The 15,094-nt window shown below is 69.7% G+C and carries 15 protein-coding genes; 9 read left to right on the top strand and 6 right to left on the bottom strand.

The window, feature by feature from the left end; genetic code table 11:
• A complete protein-coding gene (locus AVR91_RS32770) occupies positions 1 to 1,299 on the bottom strand; it encodes an ATP-grasp domain-containing protein (RefSeq protein ID WP_063271496.1) in 1,299 nt (432 codons plus the stop codon).
• A gap of 74 nt (positions 1,300 to 1,373) precedes the next feature.
• Here AVR91_RS32770 and AVR91_RS32775 point away from each other — a divergent pair, with 74 nt between their 5' ends.
• Genes AVR91_RS32775 through AVR91_RS32785 form a run of 3 tightly spaced genes read left to right on the top strand, consistent with a single transcriptional unit; the run spans position 1,374 to position 5,017 of the window.
• Positions 1,374 to 2,888 (top strand): FAD-dependent oxidoreductase, encoded by a 1,515-nt coding sequence (locus tag AVR91_RS32775; RefSeq protein ID WP_076857484.1) that lies wholly within the window; start codon positions 1,374 to 1,376, stop codon positions 2,886 to 2,888.
• The gene (locus AVR91_RS32780) at positions 2,888 to 3,988 is read left to right on the top strand and encodes a carboxylate-amine ligase (RefSeq protein ID WP_063271494.1); all 1,101 of its coding nucleotides are present in this window, start codon (positions 2,888 to 2,890) and stop codon (positions 3,986 to 3,988) included. Before AVR91_RS32775 ends, AVR91_RS32780 begins: the two co-directional genes overlap by 1 nt.
• Positions 3,989 to 4,006: 18 nt before the next feature.
• Positions 4,007 to 5,017, top strand: coding sequence for an iron-containing redox enzyme family protein (locus AVR91_RS32785; protein WP_063271493.1), 1,011 nt, complete (start codon positions 4,007 to 4,009; stop codon positions 5,015 to 5,017).
• Here the strand turns inward: AVR91_RS32785 and AVR91_RS32790 are convergent.
• Both AVR91_RS32790 and AVR91_RS32795 read right to left on the bottom strand, forming a co-directional pair.
• A complete protein-coding gene (locus AVR91_RS32790; protein ID WP_016333547.1) occupies positions 4,985 to 5,200 on the bottom strand; it encodes a CDGSH iron-sulfur domain-containing protein in 216 nt (71 codons plus the stop codon). The two genes, AVR91_RS32785 and AVR91_RS32790, sit on opposite strands and share 33 nt — an antisense overlap.
• Entirely contained in the window at positions 5,184 to 5,876 is a 693-nt protein-coding gene (locus tag AVR91_RS32795; RefSeq protein ID WP_063271492.1) for a methyltransferase, read from the bottom strand. The genes AVR91_RS32790 and AVR91_RS32795 overlap by 17 nt, the downstream gene beginning before the upstream one ends.
• 557 nt (positions 5,877 to 6,433) lie before the next feature.
• Here AVR91_RS32795 and AVR91_RS43440 point away from each other — a divergent pair.
• From AVR91_RS43440 to AVR91_RS32810, 4 genes are all read left to right on the top strand, one after another.
• Entirely contained in the window at positions 6,434 to 6,571 is a 138-nt protein-coding gene (locus tag AVR91_RS43440; RefSeq protein ID WP_167337769.1) for a hypothetical protein, read from the top strand.
• 61 nt (positions 6,572 to 6,632) lie between these two features.
• Positions 6,633 to 7,064 carry a DUF4383 domain-containing protein gene (locus tag AVR91_RS32800; protein ID WP_063271491.1) on the top strand — a complete coding sequence of 144 codons (432 nt, stop codon included), beginning with the start codon at positions 6,633 to 6,635 and terminating at the stop codon, positions 7,062 to 7,064.
• Positions 7,065 to 7,092: 28 nt separating this feature from the next.
• Complete coding sequence (locus tag AVR91_RS32805; protein WP_063271490.1) at positions 7,093 to 8,058, top strand: glycosyltransferase; 966 nt, start codon at positions 7,093 to 7,095, stop codon at positions 8,056 to 8,058.
• A 29-nt stretch (positions 8,059 to 8,087) separates the two neighbouring features.
• Positions 8,088 to 9,302, top strand: a complete 1,215-nt coding sequence (locus tag AVR91_RS32810) for a glycosyltransferase (protein ID WP_063271489.1) — start codon at positions 8,088 to 8,090, stop codon at positions 9,300 to 9,302.
• 105 nt (positions 9,303 to 9,407) lie between these two features.
• Here the strand turns inward: AVR91_RS32810 and AVR91_RS32815 are convergent, their stop codons facing one another.
• Genes AVR91_RS32815 through AVR91_RS32825 form a run of 3 tightly spaced genes read right to left on the bottom strand, consistent with a single transcriptional unit; the run spans position 9,408 to position 12,056 of the window.
• Positions 9,408 to 10,313, bottom strand: coding sequence for a glycosyltransferase family 2 protein (locus tag AVR91_RS32815; RefSeq protein WP_063276794.1), 906 nt, complete (start codon positions 10,311 to 10,313; stop codon positions 9,408 to 9,410).
• Positions 10,303 to 11,172, bottom strand: coding sequence for a glycosyltransferase family 2 protein (locus AVR91_RS32820; RefSeq protein WP_063276795.1), 870 nt, complete (start codon positions 11,170 to 11,172; stop codon positions 10,303 to 10,305). Before AVR91_RS32820 ends, AVR91_RS32815 begins: the two co-directional genes overlap by 11 nt.
• Positions 11,169 to 12,056 (bottom strand): polysaccharide pyruvyl transferase family protein, encoded by an 888-nt coding sequence (locus AVR91_RS32825; RefSeq protein WP_063276796.1) that lies wholly within the window; start codon positions 12,054 to 12,056, stop codon positions 11,169 to 11,171. The genes AVR91_RS32820 and AVR91_RS32825 overlap by 4 nt, the downstream gene beginning before the upstream one ends.
• 70 nt (positions 12,057 to 12,126) lie before the next feature.
• Here AVR91_RS32825 and AVR91_RS32830 point away from each other — a divergent pair, with 70 nt between their 5' ends.
• Positions 12,127 to 13,086, top strand: a complete 960-nt coding sequence (locus AVR91_RS32830) for an NAD-dependent epimerase/dehydratase family protein (protein WP_063276797.1) — start codon at positions 12,127 to 12,129, stop codon at positions 13,084 to 13,086.
• 380 nt (positions 13,087 to 13,466) lie between these two features.
• Positions 13,467 to 15,089 (top strand): carbamoyltransferase family protein, encoded by a 1,623-nt coding sequence (locus AVR91_RS32835; RefSeq protein ID WP_063276798.1) that lies wholly within the window; start codon positions 13,467 to 13,469, stop codon positions 15,087 to 15,089.
• Positions 15,090 to 15,094: the final 5 nt, after the last annotated feature.

Genomic DNA, 15,094 nt, shown 5'->3' on the forward strand with positions numbered 1-15,094 from the left:
CTATCCCTCCTCGAAGTCGAACCGCAGCGCCTCGGTGCACCGCCGGTACTTGCTCTCCATCTCCCGTTCGGTCTGCGCCGCCACGAAGATGTGCGCGAGTTCGTAGCTGTAGCTGTCCTGTTCGGGCAGATCGGAGAGCCGGACGTCCTTCTCGGCCACCAGTTCGATCTTCACCCCGGGGATCTCCGCCTCGAGGTCGGCGATCTCGGCGCGGGTGGGCACCCGGGTGACCAGGGCGTCGCTGAAGCGGCGGTAGTACCACTTGCCCGCGATCCGGTAGTCGCCCCGGTTCCGTCGCGCTCCGGGATCCTGCCCCAGGCCCAGCCGGACCATGATCTGGTGGTTCGCCACCCCGTCCACGGACTCGAACAGCTCCGCGTGGGACTGCGAATGCCGCGGGTTGATCTCCAGCAGGCAGGCCTGCCCGGATTCGGGATGACAGAAGAACTCGATGCTGAACGTCGCGTTGTCGAAGCCGATCTGCTCCATCACCCGGACGGAGATCTCCTTCATCCGCTCGACGGCGTCCACGGGCAGCTGCGACGGGTACTGATGCCGCAGGAAGGACGTCGAATCGGGATAGTTGATCGAATCGAGCACACCGTAGACGGTGACCTGTCCTTTGTAGACATAGCCTTCGGTCGCGGCCTGCACACCGTTGAGCTCCCCTTCGGCGAGGCACGCCGCTCCACCGGCGTTCGCCACCTCTTCGGGGAGGTCGACCGTGGCGAGGACCCGCTCGAAGGGTTTGCCCACCCGGTCGACACCGGCCCGAATCTCGGCCACGGCCTTGTCGAACTCGTCGTCGTCGGCGACGTGGAAGGCCAGCTCCGAGGAGAACGACTTCACCGGTTTGAGCCACATGGGGTAGTCGACGCCCTCGGGCGGGCGGGGGTCGTCCTCGTCCAGATCGACGATGCCGAACGACGGCACCTCGTCGATCACCTTCGCCTGTTCGAGACGGCTCCAGTACTTGTGCTCGCATTTCAGCACGGCCTCGAGCGAAACACCCGGGAGCCCGTACTTCTCGCACAACATCGCCACCATCGTCGAGGACGGGAAGTCCCAGTAGCTGACGATCGCGTCGATCTGTCCGGAGAAGGCGTCCAATTGGGCCTCCGCCTTCTCCACGAGTTCGACGATGGGGATTTCGCCGTGCTGGAGCTCCTCCGGCGAGAGCAGCGCATGGAAGCGGTACCGGCCGGCGCCGGGGATTCGTCTCAGCACCTCGTCGTTGGAGTCGTCGAGACCGATGACGAAGATGTTCTTTTCCTCTGGGTGCCTGGAGGATGTGGTCATAGGCCAGTGCTACCCGCTCGGATGGGCCGGAAAACCAGCGTTTGCCCGCCCTGTTCCCAGGGAATCCGGCTCGTATGACGGAGTTGCCCGGAACGCGTTCATTGTGGCTCGACACGGCTCCCGCTCCCGATCGCACCGGCACGCCGTTGCCGCCGGAGGTCGACGTCGCCGTGCTCGGCGGCGGCATCGCCGGGCTCACCACGGCGTACCGGCTGGCGAGGGCCGGGCGCTCGGTCCTCGTGCTGGAGGCCGGCCGTGTCGCCGCGGGGGTCTCCGGCCACACCACGGCCAAGATCAGCACCCAGCACGGGCTCAAGTACGCCACGCTGGCCAAGACCAAGGGCACCGAAGCCGCCGCGATGTACGCGTACACGCAGGCGGCCGCCCTCGACTGGATCGCGGCGGCCACCGCCGAACTCGGTATCGACTGCGGGTTCACCCGCTCCGACAGTTTCGTCTACACGACCAGGCCCGAGACCGTCGAAAGCCTCGAACGGGAGGCGGAAGCGGCCGCCGAGGCGGGTCTCCCGGCCACTTACGTCACCGAGGTCGACCTCGACGTACCCGCCGTCGGCGCGGTCAAGTTCGCGTCGCAGGCGCATTTCCACCCGCGCCGCTGGCTGCTCGCGCTGGCCGCCGAAATCGAGCGCGCGGGCGGGACGATCATCGAGGGGGTACGCGCGGAAGGGCTCGACGAACTCGGCGGGACCAAGGTGCGCACCAGTTCGGGTGACGTGCGCGCCGGTGACGTCGTGGTGGCGACCCACTATCCGGTGTTCGACCGCGGCCTGTTCTTCGCCCGGCTCGATCCGGTGCGCGATCTGGTGGTCGCCGGTCCGGTGGCGGGGAACCGCCCGCCTGATGGGATGTACCTGGACGCCGACACCCACCACTCCGTGCGGAGCTACCTCAATGACGGCGTCCCGTACGCGGTCGTGGGCGGCGAGCATTACCGGGTCGGCGACTCCGTCGACGTCGAGAGCCGCTACGAGCGGCTGGCCACGTGGGCCCGCGAGCACGCCGGCGTGCACCGGGTCACCCACCGGTGGTCCGCGCATGATCTGTCCACTTTGGACTCCGTACCGTATGTCGGGCGCTATCACCCGGCGAGCCGTCACCTCTGGGTCGCCACCGGCTTCGGCCAGTGGGGGATGACCGGCGGCACCGCGGCCGGGCTGCTGCTCGCGGATCTGCTCACCGGACGCGACAACCCGTCGGCGGGCCTGTACGACCCGAACCGCTTCGACCTCCGCTCGGCGATCTCGACCGTGGAGAACAACGCCACCGTGGCGAAATTCCTGGTGGGCGACCATCTCAGCGCGTTGCGCAAACCCGCTTCCCTGGACGAGCTCGTGCCCGGCGAGGCGAAGGTGACCCGGGACGGCGGCGAACTCGTCGCCGCCTACCGCGATCCGGGTGGCGAGCTGCACGCCGTCGGCGCCCACTGCACCCATCTCGGCTGCCTCGTCGCGTTCAACAACGCGGAGAAGACCTGGGACTGCCCGTGCCACGGTTCGAGGTTCGGCCTGGACGGGTCGGTGATCCAGGGGCCGGCCGTACGCGCGCTGCCGAAGAAGCGGGAGCGGTGATGACGACCAGTATCGGCATCGAAGAAGAATTCCTGCTGGTCGATCCCAGGACCGGGGTGAGCTGTCCCCGGGCCGACGCCGTACTCGAACGGCACCGGATCTGCTGTCCGCTGCCGGACGGCGCGGCGGTCCACCGGGAACTGCGGCCGACCCAGATCGAGGCCGCCACCGGCGTCTGCGAGACCGCCGACGAGCTGTACGAGCAGCTGACCGCGGGACGCCGCACGCTCGCCGAAGCCGCCGCGGGCGAGGACTGCGCCATCATCGCCGCCGGCACTCCCCCGCGTCCCTCACCCGAGCGCGACCTCGACGCCCCCGACCGGTTCGGCAAGGTCGACGCGCTGTACGCGGGCGTGGTCAAGGCCTACGAAGCCTGCGGATGCCACGTGCACATCGGCGTGCCCGACCGGGAGACCGCGGTCGCCGTGGTGAACCATCTGGGTGAATGGCTGCCCACGCTGCTGGCGTTGTCGGGCAACTCGCCCTTCGACGGCGGCCGCGACACCGGCTACGAGAGCTGGCGGATGGTGGAGCAGAGCCGGTTCCCCGGCTCGGGGGTCGCGCCGTACTTCGCCGACGCCGCCGCTTACGAGGAACAGGTCGGGAAGCTGGTGGACTGCGGGGTCCTGGTGGACGAGAACCAGACCTTCTGGCTCGCCAGGCCGTCCGCGCGGTGGCCGACGGTCGAGGTCCGTGCCGCCGACACCGCGTCCACCGTGGACGAAGCCGTCCTGCAGGGGCTGCTGACGCGCGCTCTGGTGCGCACCGCCCTCGCCGAACTGGACCACGGGGTGGAGGCCACGCCGCTGGATCCGCAGATCGCCGCCGCGGCCGTGTGGTCGGCCGCGCGGCACGGGCTTTCGGGACCGGCCGTCGACCCGGTGGCGGGAAAGCCGGTCCCGGTGGGCGACCGGGTCGCCGCGCTGCTGGCACATACGAGGCAGGCGTTGGCGGACACCGGAGACACGGACCTCGTCCGCACCCTGCTCGGCCGCCTGGAACGGGAGGGCACCGGCGCCGAACGGCAGCGCCGGGCCGCCGCCGACGGCGAGATCGCGGTGTTGCGGATGCTGACCGAAGAGACGGTTCCGCACGCCTAGATCGGGTACCCGCGCGGCATGACGACGATCGACCGTGACGTGGCCGCGAGGCTGCCCGAGATCCGCGGCCCGCTTTCCGCCGCCGTGGTGGACACCCTGGCGGGCGGACGCCGAGACGATTTCGACCCCGAAGTGGCGACCGGCGCCGACCCGTTCGGTGAAGACCTCCAGCTGGCGCTGCACGTCTGCTACGAGCTCCACTACCAGGGTTTCGACGGTGTCGACTCGGAGTGGGAGTGGGATTCCCGGCTCCTCGCCTTCCGATCCGTCCTGGAGCACGTGTTCCTCGACGGTATCCGCGCCGCCGTGCCCGGCGGCGACGACGTCGGAGGGCTGCTGGAGGAGTTGCTCGTCGAACCGGTCGACGGCGGCGGCGTCTCCCACTTCCTGCGCGACGAGGGCGAATGGTGGCACGTCGAGGAGTACTTCGCGCAGCGGTCGATCTACCACCTCAAGGAGGCCGATCCCCACGCGTGGGTGATCCCGCGGCTGCGGGGCAGGGCCAAGGCCGCGCTGGTCGCCGTGGAGTTCGACGAGTTCGGCGGTGGGCGGGCCGATCAGGCGCACTCCCGGCTGTTCGGGGATCTGCTGACCGCCGCCGGCCTGTCGGACGGCTACCTCGCCTACCTCGATCACGTTCCCGCGTGCATGCTCGCGACGGTGAACATGATGTCGCTGTTCGGGCTGCACCGGAGCCTGCGCGGCGCGCTCGTCGGGCATTTCGCCGCCGCCGAGATCACCACCGCGCCCGCCGCCCGGCGGATGGACCAGGCGCTGGAACGTCTCGGCGCGGCACCGGAATGCCGCTACTTCTACACCGAGCACATCGAGGCCGACGCGGTGCACGAACAGGTGCTGCGGCACGACGTCGTCGGCGATCTGCTCGACCGGGAACCTGGACTGGCGGCGGACGTCGCGCTGGGCATCCAGGCCACCGACCTGCTGGAAACCCGGCTGACCGAGCACCTGCTGGGCGCTTGGTCGGCCGGGGAGAGCTCACTGCTCAGGCCGCTGCATCCCTTGCCGTGACCGGCGGCGGTGGCTCGTGTCGCAGAACGGGTAGCGCTTGCTGCGGCGGCAAGCGCAGAGGGCGACCACGAAGCGATCCGAGGTCACCGTCTCGCCGTCGTCGGTGACGACCTCGACCGGCCCCTCCACCAGGAGGGGCCCGCCGGGTTCGAGCCGGACCCTGGTCCTACGGCCGGTCGGCACGGATCACCACCAGCTCCTCATGGCACTGCTCGGCCTCGATCAGGCCCGCCGCTTCGAGGAAGGCCGCCCGCGCCCGCATGACCGGTCCGAAGGGGATCGACCGGGTGGCGACCACCGACGGCGTCATTCCCGCCGCCCGCAACTGCGTCAACGACCTGTCGGGGCCGGAAACCGCGGAGTGGACCATCATCAGGTAGCCGCCCGGCGCCACCAACCGGGCCGCCTGGGCACAGACCTGATCGAGCACGATCCGGCCGTCCGGCCCGGCGTCCCACGCCCGCGCGGCCCCGGTGGCGGGCACGGGCGAGGGCACGTACGGCGGATTCGCCAGCACGACGTCGAACAGTCCGCCGCTCGCCGCCTCGGCCAAACCGCCACGAAGCGGCCGCACCGGGAGACGGCGCAGCCGTGCGTTGACCCAAACCGCGGCCAGCGCCCGCCGGGAGATGTCCACGGCGGTCACCGATCTCGCGCCGTGCGCCGCGGCCGTCAGCGCGAGGGCGCCGGTGCCGGTGCAGAGGTCGAGGACTTTAGCCTCACGGGGCATTCCCGCCGCGCTCAACGCGCTCGCCAGCAGCCACGTGTCGTGCTGCGGGCGGTAGACCCCCGGCGGCCGCAGCAGCCATGGCCGCGCCGGGGAGAGTGGAATCGTTGCTGCCTGGGAGATCGCGGTCATGTCCCCTCCGGTTCGCCGTAGTTGCTCCCGGCTACCCCGGCCGTGCGGCGCCAAACGTCCACAGTGGTCCAGCGGGTCGTGAGTGGCGTTTCGGGTTCTGGCGGACCGGCATTTTTACCTTCGAAATCCTCCCCACTCGGCATGACCTTGGCTGCCCCTCGACGATGTGGGAATTGGGACGTTCAACGTCCCAATTCCCACATCGTCGACACCTGACAACGCCGAGCAGCCAACCCTCGTCCGGGCGCGTGATTCGAGTGTGGAGGAATGGAGACATTCAACGTCCCAAATCCTCCACGCTCGACCGGGCCCCCGGCGAGCGTCCGATGTCATCGAACTCCGAGACCGCCAAGGCCCGGCTTGCGGCACCGCACTCGCGTGATCGAAGCCGTAACTCACGTGATCAGCGGCGGAACACCGAGTGTCGCCTCCAGTCACGCGAGTTACGCGCCTGATCACGCGAGTCACGCCGAGACGCCACTCACGACGTTCGACCGACCATCACTAGAACGCGAGAAAGCGGGTAATCACGAGGAAACCGAGCAAAGGAGACTCTCATGGACACCGGTCCGGCCAAGGGCGATTCCACCGACAGCGAGAAACTGGACCAGGAAGACCGCGAAGAGATCCGGGGCGAGCAAGGCACGTCTTCCGGCGACCCGCACGACGACACCGACCCTCAGTCCGGTGAATGAGGCGTTTCACGGCGGCTCAAAGGGGTACCCGGTCAGCTTGCGGCGAAACGGAGGCTTTCCGATGAACCTACGTACGACTGGCTTCCTACTGCGACCGGTGGTGCTGGTCATCGCGCTGGTCCATCTCGTGTTGGGTGTGCTCGGCTTCTTCTTCCTCCCCGAGGCGAACGAAGTCGGCGAAAACACGGTGTGGATCTTCAGCGCGACAGGCATGCTCGACGTCATCCGCACCGTGATCGGCGTCCTCGGTCTGGTCGCGGCGTTCAAACCGTCCGCGATCCCGGCCTACAGCTGGCTGGTTTTCGTGGCATTCACCGGTTTGACCGCTTTCGGGGTCCTTTCGGCGGGGACCGATTCCGCCGGTGACGCGGTCAACCTCAACTGGGCCGACAACGTCCTCCACGGGGTGACCGCCTTCCTGGCGCTCGTGGTTGGCATCGCCTCCACTCGCGTTTCCCGGCGAAAGCAAAGTAAGACAAGGGAAAACGTTTAGTCCGTCCACAACGGGCAACCTGGCGGGTATGACGAAAACGGCCTCGCTCCGGATTCTCCTGTGGCATGTGCACGGTTCCTGGACCGAGGCTTTCGTCCGGGGTGGCCATCACTGTTTCCTGCCGCTCCTCGACGAAGGCGGACCGTGGGGCCGCGGCCTCAGTGGCCGTGAGTGGCCCTCCGCCCAAGAGGTGCCGGTCGACCAACTGAAGGATCTCGACGTCGACGTCGTGATCCTCCAACGGCCCGAGGAGATCCATCTGGCCGCGCGGTGGCTGCGCCGCCGTCCCGGCAAGGAAGTGCCCGCCGTCTACGTCGAGCACAACACGCCCCGGGAGCACGCGGTCACCACCCGGCATCCGCTGGCCGACCGCGACGACATCCCGCTGGTCCACGTGACCCATTTCAACGAACTGATGTGGGACTCCGGTCTCGCGCCCACGGTGGTCGTCCCGCACGGGATCCCCGATCCCGGTGAGCGGTACACCGGGGAACTGCCCCACGGCGCGGCCTTGATCAACGAGCCCGTGCGGCGGGGCCGGATCACCGGAACCGATCTGCTCCCCGCCTTCGCGGAGATCGCGCCGGTCGACGTGTACGGGATCGGTGCCGAAGAGCTCGACGGCCGCCACCCCGCGGTGCGTCCCGGGGGTGATCTGCGGAGCGAGGAGCTGCACGCCGAAGTGGCCCGGCGACGTGTCTACCTGCACACCGCGCGGTGGACGTCGCTGGGCCTCTCGCTGCTCGAAGCGATGCATCTGGGCATGCCGGTCGTGGCACTGGCCACCACCGAAGCGGTACACGCGGTCCCGCCGGACGCCGGCGCCGTCTCGACCGACATCAAGGCGCTTGCGAAGGCGTACCGCGAGCTCGTCCATGAACCCGATTTCGCCGTGCTGGCAGGGAAAACCGCGCGTGAGTTCGCCGTGAGCCACTACGGGCTCGACGCGTTCCTCACCCGCTGGGACGCCCTGCTGGCCGAGGTGACCGCTTGATTCCGCCGGAGGCGGAGGGAAGGAGCCCGATGAGGATCGCGATGGTTTCCGAGCACGCGAGCCCGCTCGCCGCCATGGGCGGAGCCGACGCCGGGGGTCAGAACGTCCACGTCGCGGCGCTTTCCGCCGCGCTGAGCAGGCAGGGCCACGACGTCACCGTCTACACGCGCCGCGACAACCGCCGTGTCCCCGCGACCGTCGAGACGCCGGACGGCTATCGCGTCGTCCACGTCCCGGCGGGGCCCGCCAAGAAGCTGCCCAAGGACGAGCTGCTGCCGCATATGGGCGAGTTCGGCCGGGTGCTGCGGTCCCGCTGGGCCAAGGACCGGCCGGACGTCGTCCACGCGCATTTCTGGATGTCCGGCCTGGCTTCGATTCTCGCGGCGAAAGATCTCGGGATCCCGGTGACGCAGACCTTTCACGCGCTGGGGGTGGTGAAACGCCGCTATCAAGGCAAGGCCGACACGAGCCCGGCCGAGCGGATCCGGCTGGAGCGGATGATCGCCAAACAGGCCGACCGCGTGATCGCGACGTGCTCGGACGAGGTGTTCGAACTCGTGCGGATGGGGCTGCCGCGTTCGCGTGCTTCCGTCGTCCCCTGTGGAGTCGACCTGACCACGTTCACCCCGGACGGTGAGGTCGCGCACCGGACGGCCCGGCGCCGCATCGTCAGCGTCGGCAGGCTGGTCCCGCGCAAGGGTTTCGACCTCGCCATCGCCGCGCTGCCTTCGCTCCCGGACACGGAACTGGTCATCGTGGGCGGCCCGGACGCCGGTCCGCTCGACAAGGCACCGGAGGTCCGGCGGTTGCGGGCGATCGCCGACCGGGCCGGCGTCGGTGACCGCGTACACCTGCCCGGGCTCGTGTCGCGCGAGCAGATGCCGGCGCTCCTGCGTTCCGCCGACGCGGTGGTCTGCACCCCTTGGTACGAACCGTTCGGCATCGTGCCGCTGGAGGCGATGGCGTGTGGTGTCCCGGTCGTGGCGACCGCCGTCGGCGGGCTGACCGACACCGTCGTCGACGGGGTCACCGGGATGCTGGTCCCTCCGCGCAATCCCGTGGAGCTGGCGGCCGCGTTGCGGCGTCTCCTCGGTGACGCTTCGTTGTGCGAGTCTTTCGGGCTCGCCGGGGCCGATCGGGTGCGGGCGCGGTATTCCTGGGACAGGGTCGCTTCGGATTCCTTGCGCGCTTACAGTCGTGTTCTGACCGGGGAGACGGAAGTCGCGGCCGCTTCACCTTCCTGAGGGTTGTTCTTCGCCGACGTTGCGAAAGCCAAGCCACTTTCGCAACGTTGAAGGTTGCGAAAGTGGCTTTCGCAACCTGCCGGGCCCCGCGAGAAGCGCAGGACGTCACCCGACGTACCGGCGCGCCACCGAGTTCCGTTGCGACTCCTCCAGCATGACCAGCCCGCGCTCGACCGCCGCCGGGACCACCGCGCGTTCCCGCATCACCCACGGCAGCCCCCGGATCGCTTCCGCCACCGCCGCGAACGTCGCCCGGTCGAGGGGCGCCGAACGCAGCACCGTGACCATCCGGCGCAGGACGCTGCCGAGCGGGCGCCGCAGCCACAACGTCCACAGCGTGTTGCGGATGCCGAGCTGACGGCGCCGTCGCGGATCGCGGACGGGTGAGGGAGCGTGGTGGATCACCATCTCCTCGTCCCAGCACATCCACCAGCCCTTGCTCGCGAGGTCGAGGGCGAACAGCTCCTCCTCTCCCCCGAGCCACATCCGGTCGGAGAAGCCGCCGACGTCGTGGAACGCGCGGACGCGGACGGCCGACAGGCCCGCCATGACACCCAGCAGAGCGGGACCGGGCAGCCATTCCGGGCCGGGGACCGGCGAATGGCGCAGTTCGGGGGTGATCGGGTCCTCGGTCAGTGACGGCTCCACCAGGCACCGGCCGGTCACCACGCCCAGTCCCGGAAACGCGTCGAGCCGGTCGGCGGCGCGGCGCAGGGCCCCGGGCTGCCAGCGGGTGTCGTCGTCGCAAAAGGCCACATACGGCGTCTCCACGTCGCGGACGGCGAGATTGCGCGCGACGGCGCCGAGGTTCCGCGGCGCGCGGATCAGCCGGATCGAGGGAAACCGTTCTTCGACGGCGTCCGCGGTGCCGTCGGTGGAAGCGTTGTCCACCACCACGATCGGCGCCGCGTCGGGCAGCGCGGTCATCGAGGCGAGTGTCTCCAGCAGCTGCGCGCGACGGTTGTGCGTGATCACCACGACCGTGATCCGGTCCTGCACTTCATCCTCCATGGGCGTGTTCCAGTACCCGGATCCGGCGTTCCACCGAAGCGGGCAGTCGTTGCCGGTCGGCGAGCGCCCACGGCAAGCGCCGCAGGACACCGGCGAGCGCGGCCAGCACGTGTGGCTCCCGCGGCACCCTGGCCAGCGCGCGGCCGGCCTCGGTGAGGCACCGGCGCACGGGCCGTCTCATGACCGTGATCAGCATGCGGTTGCGGAGTTCGGCACGTTCCCGCCAGGACGGCGACGGCCGCACCGGGGACGGATGATGATGCGCGCGCACCGCCTCCGCGTAGCAGAGCCACCACCCGCGCGCCGCCAGGTCGTAGGACAGCAAGCGCTCCTCGGCACCGAAACGCAGCAGCGGATGGAAGCCGGCGGCCTGCAGATACGCGGTCCGCCGGACGATCGCGGAACAGGCGAGAAAGCCGAGCACGGCCGGTCCGGGTAGTCCCTCGGGCCTGCCGAGCGGGCTCGCGGCCATCAGCGGGACGACCGGATCCTCGCGTTCTTCCTCGCCCACCAGCGTTTTCGCGGCGACCAAGCCGACGTCGTCGTGGGTGTCGAGGATCCGTTCGGCCTCGGCGAGGGCGTCTTCGGCCCACCAGGAGTCGTCGTCGCTGAACGCGACATACGGCGTCCGGGCCACCGCGACGCCGAGATTCCTCGCCGCCACACCGATGTTGCGCGGCAACCGGACCACCCGGACACCGTCGAACGCGGCCGCCGTGGCCGACGTGCCGTCGGACGAACCGTTGTCCACCACGACGATCGGCGGTGGCGGCCGCAACGCGGTCAGCTCTCGCAACGTCCGTTCCAGTTCCGGTGCCCGGTCGCGGGTGGCGATCACCACCGTCGTCGCGGCGCTCATCGCACCGGCCTGGTCTTGAGCGCCTTCACCATGTCACGCAAGAGCCCGTTGTCGGCGGGCAGCGCGCGCAGCGCCGCCACCGCCCGGCCCTGCACCGAAGAACACCAGCGCCACCAGGAGTCGAGCACGTCCCGGTCACCCGCTTCTTCGGCCGGGACGAGCGCGGGCCAGCCGAGCGCGTCGGCCTGGGCGGTGACCTTGCCACCGCCCGCGACCGGATCGATGGCCAGCGCGGGCACCCCCGCCCGGAGGCTCAGCACCAGGCCGTGCAGCCGCGTCGTGACCACGACATCCAGATGCGACAGGATCGAAGAGAACTGGTCCGGTGTCTCGCAGCGTTCCCAATCCGACGACGCCAGCCGCGTGTCGAGCGGCACCCGGGCGCAGTCGACCCCGGCGATCCACTCCCGCACCGACGCGTGCACCTCCGCGTGGCGACCGGAGTCGCCGTACTCCCGTTGCGGCGGTGCCAGGATCACGCCGGTCACCAGCACCTCGTCGGTCGGCGCGCCGAGGGAGAGATCCGGTGTGCCGACCTTGTCCCGATCCCGCGCGAACACCTCGTCGAAGTCCCGGACCGTGTCGTCGTCCGGGTCGATCACCGACACCCCGACCGCGATCCGGCGGCAATGGGCGAACCTCCGGTGCACCTCCCGGACCTGCCATCCGTGCGCCGGTCCGCAGACGAAGACCACGTGGCTGTACCGGGCCGGATCCACCTCTTCGTAGTTGACGTCCCCAGGCCGGTAGACCGGGCTCCACGCCAGATCGTGCGGCAACCCCATGGTGTTCAACGCCTCGTCGACCCTGCGCATGCTGAGCACGTCTCCCGCGGTCGCCTCGCCGTGACGGAAGCTGGCCCAGCCGATAACCAATGCACGCATACCCGGGGCTTACCCGGCTTGTCCCGGTTCACACGGTTTTCCCCGGCCTCACTCCGGGTAGTCCGTCGCCATGGACAGAGCGCTGGTGACCGGGGGCGCGGGTTTCGTCGGTTCGCACCTGTGCGAACGCTTACTGGAGGCGGGCACGGAGGTCGTCGCGGCGGACAATTTCGCCACCGCCGACACCGTCAACGTGGCACATCTGCTCGACCGTCCGGACTTCCGGCTCCTCTCCCGCGACGTCACCGGGCCGATGACCGCGCCGGGCCCCTTCGACGTCGTCTTCCATCTGGCGTCCGCGGCCTCGCCGCGCGACTACCTCCGGCTTCCGCTGGAGACGCTGCGCGCGGGCTCGTACGGAACCGAGCGGGCGTTGGACATCGCCGAACGCGACGGCGCCCGGTTCGTCCTCGCGTCGACGAGCGAGGTCTACGGCGATCCGCGGGAGCATCCGCAGCGCGAGGAATACTGGGGGCACGTGAACCCGATCGGCCCGCGCAGCGTCTACGACGAAGCCAAGCGGTACGCCGAGGCACTCACTTCGGCCATGCGCCGGGAGCGGGACGTGAACACCGGGATCGCGCGGATCTTCAACACCTACGGTCCTCGCATGCGTCCCGACGACGGTCGCATGATCCCGACGTTCATCGGGCAGGCGCTGGCGGGCGCGCCGCTCACCGTGACCGGAACCGGCGGCCAGACCCGTTCGCTCTGCTACGTCGACGACACCGTCCGCGGCCTGATCGCGCTGGCCGGTTCCGATGTGCCCGGCCCGGTGAACCTCGGCAACCCGCACGAGCTCACCGTGCTGCGGATCGCGGAGGAGATCCTGGCCGTCACAGGCAGCGCTTCCCGGATCGAATACATCGACGCCGCGGTCGACGATCCGTCCCGCCGGTGCCCGGACATCTCCCGCGCCCGCCGCGAACTCGGCTGGGAGCCGGAGATCGCGCTGGCGGAAGGACTTCCGCGCACGGTCGCCTGGTTCACGCGGCAGAGGTCGGGTCCTTATCCGGCCGCCGGCGCCTGACCTCGCGAGTCGCGTTTCGGAGGCACTCGCCGCGCCGGGTGGTGACGATGTAGGAATCAGGACGTTGAGTGTCCCAATTCCCACATCGTCAACACCCGGCGCGTGACTGGATGGCCGACACCCGTGATCAGATGGACGACACACGTGTCCAGGCGGACGACACGGGGCCGGGTTCGGATCAGGCGTGTGTCGTCCGTCCAGTCACGCGTGTCGTCCGTCTGATCACACGCGCCGCCTCACCCAAATCCCCCGAGAGACGCTTCGCTCAGTAGCGACGTCCTGGGCTTTTGCGCCGCATCGTTTATCCCCGAACGCACCGGGTAGCGCTACGGGAGTAAGCGCGGGTCACGGCCCGCGGCCCCGACCGGAGAGGTGGCCCGGTGCGCATACTCGGTGTCAACGCCGTCTTCCACGACCCGGCCGCTGCCCTGGTCGTCGATGGCGAAATCGTGGCGGCGGCTGAGGAAGAACGGTTCAGCCGCCGCAAACACGGCAAGCGGCCGGTGCCGTTCTCCGCTTGGGAACAGCCTGCCGAGGCCGCCGCCTGGTGCCTTGCCGAGGCGGGGATCTCCGCCCAGGATCTCGACGCCGTCGGCTATTCCTACGATCCGGCGCTCGTCGAGCCGGGTATGGCGGGCCACGACGGGAAGAACGAATGTCTCCGCACCGACTTCGCCCGCCGGGCCCCAGGGTTCCTCAAGGCGGCCTTGCCGGGGCTGGATCCCGCGATCGTCCGCTTCGTGCGGCACCACGTCGCGCACGCCGCATCGGCCGCGCTCGCCGCGCCGTTCGGCGACTGCGCGGTGCTGGTCGCCGACGGCCGGGGCGAGAGCACGTCCTACCTCGCGGGTGAGTATCGCGACGGCAAATTCGAGGAGCTCGCCGAGCAGCGGCTCCCCCATTCCCTCGGGCTGATGTACGAGGACCTGACCGAACACCTCGGTTTCGCCCGGTCCAGTGACGAGTACAAGGTGATGGCCCTCGCCTCCTACGGCAAGCCCCGCTTCCTCGACCGGATCGCGGAAAGCGTGCACACCAACGGGATGGGGTTCCGCACCGACGAGATCGACTGGGCGTCCTTCGCTCCCGCCGTCGAGCCGGGACAGGAGCCGGGGCAGGTCCACGCCGACCTCACCGCGAGCGTCCAGCGGTGCCTGGAGGACGTGCTGCTCGACCTGACGGCCAAGCTCCACGAGCACACCGGGCACACCGACCTCGCGCTGGCGGGCGGGATCGCGCTCAACTGCGTCGCCAACACGCGGCTCCACGCCGAGGGACCGTTCGACCGGATCTGGGTCCAGCCCGCCGCCGGTGACGCCGGCACCGCGCTCGGCGCCGCCTTGGAGCTCGCCGCGGAGTTCGGCGAGCGCGGTGGCCCGATGACCGGCGCGGATCTCGGTCGCGGCTGGACGGACGACCAGCTGGAGAACGCGCTCAAGACCGCGAGCCTGCGTTACGAGCGGCCGGACGACGTCGCCGAGGCCGTCGCCGAAGCGCTGGCCGAAAACCGGATCGTGGCCTGGTTCCAGGGCCGGTCCGAGTTCGGCCCGCGGGCGCTCGGCCACCGGTCGCTGCTCGCGCATCCCGGACACGAGGCCAATCTGGAACGGCTGAACGACGTGAAGGGCCGCGAACAGTTCCGTCCGGTCGCGCCGATGGTGCTCGCCGAACGCGCGGGCGAGATCTTCTCCCGCGGCCCGCTTCCCAGTCCCTACATGCTTTTCGTGCACGACGTCGCTCCACAATGGAGGGACCGCATCCCGGCCGTCACCCATGTCGACGGTACGGCCCGGGTACAGACGGTCGACGCGGACGCCGAACCGCTCGTGGCGCGGATGCTCGGCGCGTTCGAACGGCGTACCGGCGTGCCCGCCGTGGTCAACACCAGTCTCAACACCGCGGGCAGGCCGATGGTCGATTCGCCAAGGGACGCCCTGGAGTGCTTCGGTTCGGCCCCCATCGACCTGCTCGCCCTCGGACCGTTCGTGGTCCGCCGTCCCTGACCTTT

This window comes from Amycolatopsis keratiniphila subsp. keratiniphila (assembly GCF_001620365.2).
Taxonomy (GTDB): domain Bacteria; phylum Actinomycetota; class Actinomycetes; order Mycobacteriales; family Pseudonocardiaceae; genus Amycolatopsis; species Amycolatopsis keratiniphila.

Coding starts and splice junctions, on each gene's coding strand:
- AVR91_RS32770 (WP_063271496.1), bottom strand. CDS start 1,299: ATGACCACATCCTCCAGGCACCCAGAGGAAAAGAACATCTTCGTCATC.
- AVR91_RS32775 (WP_076857484.1), top strand. CDS start 1,374: ATGACGGAGTTGCCCGGAACGCGTTCATTGTGGCTCGACACGGCTCCC.
- AVR91_RS32780 (WP_063271494.1), top strand. CDS start 2,888: ATGACGACCAGTATCGGCATCGAAGAAGAATTCCTGCTGGTCGATCCC.
- AVR91_RS32785 (WP_063271493.1), top strand. CDS start 4,007: ATGACGACGATCGACCGTGACGTGGCCGCGAGGCTGCCCGAGATCCGC.
- AVR91_RS32795 (WP_063271492.1), bottom strand. CDS start 5,876: ATGACCGCGATCTCCCAGGCAGCAACGATTCCACTCTCCCCGGCGCGG.
- AVR91_RS43440 (WP_167337769.1), top strand. CDS start 6,434: ATGGACACCGGTCCGGCCAAGGGCGATTCCACCGACAGCGAGAAACTG.
- AVR91_RS32800 (WP_063271491.1), top strand. CDS start 6,633: ATGAACCTACGTACGACTGGCTTCCTACTGCGACCGGTGGTGCTGGTC.
- AVR91_RS32805 (WP_063271490.1), top strand. CDS start 7,093: ATGACGAAAACGGCCTCGCTCCGGATTCTCCTGTGGCATGTGCACGGT.
- AVR91_RS32810 (WP_063271489.1), top strand. CDS start 8,088: ATGAGGATCGCGATGGTTTCCGAGCACGCGAGCCCGCTCGCCGCCATG.
- AVR91_RS32815 (WP_063276794.1), bottom strand. CDS start 10,313: ATGGAGGATGAAGTGCAGGACCGGATCACGGTCGTGGTGATCACGCAC.
- AVR91_RS32820 (WP_063276795.1), bottom strand. CDS start 11,172: ATGAGCGCCGCGACGACGGTGGTGATCGCCACCCGCGACCGGGCACCG.
- AVR91_RS32825 (WP_063276796.1), bottom strand. CDS start 12,056: ATGCGTGCATTGGTTATCGGCTGGGCCAGCTTCCGTCACGGCGAGGCG.
- AVR91_RS32830 (WP_063276797.1), top strand. CDS start 12,127: ATGGACAGAGCGCTGGTGACCGGGGGCGCGGGTTTCGTCGGTTCGCAC.